Origin of the sequence: Leisingera sp. JC11 (assembly GCF_040704725.1) — a bacterium.
Lineage (GTDB): Bacteria > Pseudomonadota > Alphaproteobacteria > Rhodobacterales > Rhodobacteraceae > Leisingera.
In genome coordinates this window covers 1-2505 of the sequence record NZ_JBFCVS010000056.1, presented here as the reverse complement: position 1 = coordinate 2505, position 2505 = coordinate 1, and the positions used below count along the sequence as shown (strand labels likewise).

Here is a 2505-nt window from a genome sequence, read left to right as displayed (position 1 = left end):
GGTCTGGGGGGTGATGATGCCGTCGGTCGACCGGGTTGGGCGGCGGTTTCCGCTGACCCTGATGGCGGCGCTGCCCAAATCCGGTCCGCCGGAGCTGGGCCATTTGGGCGCCCAACCGCTGTTTGAGGGGCTGGAGGACCTGGCATTGGATGCATTGGAGGACACCATGACCAAAGACAGCCTGGCTGAACGGCTTGGAGCAATGCCGGTGCCCGAAGATGGCCGGGGATCGGCATCCGAAAATCCGGATGCGGTGATAGCGGGGCCGAAAGGGCTGGAGCGGCTGGCGGTTTCAGGTCCTGACGGCCGATTGAACCCCCGCCTGTCCGGATGCAGCTTGTGGACCGCGGTTTTGGACGGTGTGCCGCGCACCTTGGCCTGCCAGGGTCTGCCGTCGGGCTCGGCAGCCATGGGCTTGATTGACCTTGGCGCGCCGGTCTGGGCAGGGGTCGAAGCCGCATGATGAATCAGCTGCGCAAATACCGCTATACCGCGCAAACCCACGTGGGGCTGAAGCGCAAGGTCAACGAGGACTCTGTTCTGGCTTTGCCGGAACATGACATCTGGCTGGTCGCCGATGGGATGGGCGGCCATGACGCGGGCGACTTTGCCAGCCGCCTGATCGCTGATGCGGTGGCGATGATCCCGCTGGGCCTGGACCCTGCAGCGCGGATGCATGCACTGCGCGATGCGATCAAGAATGCGCACAAGGCGATACGGGCCGAGGCCGAGGCCCGAGGCGGTGGCACCATCGGGTCAACCGTCGCGGCGCTGATCATGGCGAACCAGCATTTTGTCGGCCTCTGGGCCGGGGACAGCCGGATCTACCGGCTGCGCGACGGCCGCATCGAGATGCTGACAGAAGATCATTCGGCGGTGGCGGAATACGTGCTGGCCGGCAAGATGACCTGGGACGAAGCGGAGCAGCACCCGCACTCCAATGCCATCACCCGCGCCGTAGGGGTCGGGGAGGAGCTGGAGATCGACAAGATCCGCGGCGACACAGAACCCGGCGACCGGTTCCTGATCTGCTCGGACGGGCTGACCAAATACGCCACCTTCCAGATCCTGGAGGATGTGCTGGGCGGCGCGCCGCTGGAAACGGTGGGCGATCAGCTTATCCAGATTGCACTGACGGGCGGCGGGGCGGACAACATCACGGCCATCGTGATCGACGTTCTGTAAGGCAACCGTTTCCCGGCCCGGAAAACACATATTTCCCGTGCCGGAATTTCCGCAAAATTCCAATGCTCTGGTTAGGGCTTGGCGGTAACCAGAATACGGCTGTCGAGCGAGCGGATACGGCTGGAATCAGCCTCATAGCTGGCCTTAAGCGCCTCGGCAAATCCCACTGCGCTTTCAGAGGTTGGCCGCATGCCGTCAAACAGGGGCTCTGCGGAATGCAGCACCAGCACCTTGCTCTTGCCCAGAGTGCTGTCGTCGACCTTGAAAGCAATGCCGCCATTAGACGCCGATTCCTCCAGGCTGTAGGCAACCCGCACCGGAACCTCGCCTGTTTCGCCGTCCCGCAGGCTGGCGACCGCATTGTCCGCCCGCGAGATGTTGGGCAGCAGGTGGAATACATTGCCCGATACGTCAAGGATCGAAACCGTGAGGTAACCGTCGGTCAGGTCATTTGGCAGCACCACGTCGATAACCGGGTTTTCGCCGACAAAGAAGCGGCCTGACGGGTTCGGCTCCACAGTGGTTCCACCTACCGCGAACTCGACCTCAGCGCCGCCCGGCGGCGCCTTGGGCAGGTGTTGTTCAACAACACAGAGCGAGTCATTCAGCACCTCTACATCCAGAACTACCTGACGCTCATGGGCCAGCGCGCGGAGGGCATCGAACAGCTCAAGCCGGGTGGCAGTGCTGGCAACCCGGCCGCTGATCAGGATCGGATCGGTGGGGCCGTAGCCGTCAAAGTGGCCGTTGCCCTGACGCACCAGAGGGCCGCAGTCGGCAAAGCTGTCCATGATCGCCTTGACCTCGGCCACCGGCAGAACCGGCAGTTCAAACCGGATTTCGGCCTTGCCTTCCAGGGCTCCGGGCAATCCGTTGCGGAACAGCTCATTCAGCATCTCCGCGACGTTGGTGTCATCCGTGGTTCCAGTCAGCCGCGCCTTATTGTTGCTGATCACCAGCCGCCATTCGCGCAGGCCCTCGAGCGGTTTCACGGTATCCAGCACATCAGCACCCCAGGTGTCGGCAATGGCTCCGGACGCCAGGGTCAGATCAGCGTCCTGCGACAGCGCAAGCAGCGCATCGCGGACCGTTTCAGAGGGCACGTTGCCGACGATCTCCACCGGACCGTCCGCCGGCTTTTCCGCAATCAGAGAATAGGGGCGCGCCACCGGATAGCTGGGCCCCAGGAAACTGTCGAGAAACCCGGCGAAATAGGCGCCGGCGCCACCGCCGCCGAGCAGCAGCAGGACTATCAGCGCGGCCCAGACGCCGCCGCGTTTCTTGGCTTTTGCCGGTGCCGCTTTGGAAGCGGGCGGGGAG

2 protein-coding genes and 1 pseudogene are annotated in these 2505 nt (G+C 63.8%); 2 read left to right on the top strand and 1 reads right to left on the bottom strand.

Annotated elements, in window-relative coordinates; genetic code table 11:
- Positions 1–463 (top strand): type VI secretion system-associated protein TagF (gene tagF / locus AB1A62_RS22110; protein ID WP_366663605.1); only part of this gene is annotated, 463 nt, incomplete at its 5' end.
- The gene (locus AB1A62_RS22105) at positions 463–1185 is read left to right on the top strand and encodes a protein phosphatase 2C domain-containing protein (protein WP_366663606.1); all 723 of its coding nucleotides are present in this window, start codon (positions 463–465) and stop codon (positions 1183–1185) included. The genes tagF and AB1A62_RS22105, both read left to right, overlap by 1 nt.
- Positions 1186–1256: 71 nt before the next feature.
- Here the strand turns inward: AB1A62_RS22105 and AB1A62_RS22100 are convergent.
- Positions 1257–2505 (bottom strand): annotated as a pseudogene (locus tag AB1A62_RS22100) (serine/threonine protein kinase); the annotation flags it as partial.